1 protein-coding gene is annotated in these 1,166 nt (G+C 64.8%); it reads left to right on the forward strand.

The window, feature by feature from the left end:
- Positions 1–1,166 (forward strand): lactate racemase domain-containing protein (locus HMPREF0372_RS04800; protein WP_007489440.1); only part of this gene is annotated, 1,166 nt, incomplete at both ends.

Below are 1,166 nucleotides of genomic sequence, written 5' to 3' on the forward strand. Positions count from 1 at the left end.
ACCAGCCACCGGAAGGTGGCCATCCGTGCCTGCCTGGACGAGCTGTACGCCGCCGGGGTGGAGCAGAAGGACGTGCTGCTGCTGTTCTCCAACGGCCTGCACCCCCGTGCTACTGTGGCCGAGATGCAGACCATCCTGGGCCCCGAGCTGTTCGGCGAGTTCTACCCCACCGGCCAGATCACCAGCCACGACAGCGAGGACTACGACCACCTGGTGGACCTGGGCTACACCGCCCAGGGGGACCACGTGATCATGAACAAGTACGTCTACGACGCGGACGTGGCGGTGCTCATCGGGCACACCCAGGGCAACCCCTACGGCGGCTACTCCGGCGGCTACAAGCACTGCGCCACCGGCATCTCCCACTGGCGGAGCATCTCTGCCCACCACGTGCCCCAGGTGATGCACCGGCAGGACTTCGTGCCCGTGTCCACGAACAGCGAGATGCGGCACAAGTTCGACCAGCAGGGCATGCGGATGGAGGAGAAGATGGGCAAGAAATTCTTCTGCTGCGACGCCGTGCTGGACACCAAGAGCCGCCAGATCGAGATCAACTCCGGCTGGGCCAGGGAGATGCAGCCCGTGTCCTGGAAGACGGCGGACAAGCGCACCTACGTCCACTGGGCGGAGAAGAAGTACGACATCATCGTGTTCGGCATGCCCACCAACTTCCACTACGGCAACGGCATGGGCACCAACCCCATCCAGATGATGCAGGCCCTGTCCGCCCAGGTCATCCGCCACAGGCGCATCATGAGCGACCGGTGCGTGTTCATCGTGTCCTCCATCTGCGACGGCTACTTCCACGACGAGCGCTGGCCCTACCTGCGGGAGCTGTACGACCTGTTCCAGCACGACTACATGAACATCCTCCCCGACATGAACCGGTACGGCGAGTACTTCGCCACCAAGGAGGAGTACATCCGCAAGTACCGCTTCGCCAACGCCTTCCACCCCTTCCACGGCTTCTCCATGATGAGCTGCGGCCACCTGGCCGAGGAGCACACCAGCGCCATCTACATCGTGGGCGCCCGGGAGCCGGGCATCGCCCGCAGCATGGGCCTCAAGACCCGCGCCACCTTCGAGGAGGCCCTGGCCGACGCCATGCGCAAGTACACCGGCCCCAACCCCAACATCCTGGCCCTGCCCCGCACCTTCACCACCGC

Origin of the sequence: Flavonifractor plautii ATCC 29863 (genome assembly GCF_000239295.1) — a bacterium.
Lineage (GTDB): Bacteria > Bacillota > Clostridia > Oscillospirales > Oscillospiraceae > Flavonifractor > Flavonifractor plautii.